Here is a 264-nt window from a genome sequence, read left to right as displayed (position 1 = left end):
CCTTTGATGGCGTGCGCCGGTTTGGCGATTTTCAAAGTGGCCTGGGGGTGGCCCGCAGTGTTCTGACCCAGCGCCTCAAGGCGCTGGTTGAAGCGGATATTTTGCAGGTGCGCCCGGCATCCGATGGCACGTCGTATCAGGAGTACGTGCTGACAGCCAAGGGCGAGAGCCTGTTTACCCTGGTAGTAGCGCTGCGCCAATGGGGGGAGCAGCACTTGTTCGAGCCGCACGAAGCCCATTCACGACTGCTGGATACCGTGACAC

At 61.0% G+C, this 264-nt stretch carries 1 protein-coding gene; it reads left to right on the top strand.

The genetic code is table 11. The features are described from left to right. Positions 1-47: 47 nt before the first annotated feature. The coding region (locus AAEZ06_RS27475) for a winged helix-turn-helix transcriptional regulator (RefSeq protein WP_502948063.1) at positions 48-264 on the top strand (217 nt) is incomplete at its 3' end.

Origin of the sequence: Pseudomonas sp. HY7a-MNA-CIBAN-0227, from assembly GCF_040310325.1 — a bacterium.
Lineage (GTDB): Bacteria > Pseudomonadota > Gammaproteobacteria > Pseudomonadales > Pseudomonadaceae > Aquipseudomonas.
This window is presented reverse-complemented; position numbering and strand designations above follow the sequence as displayed.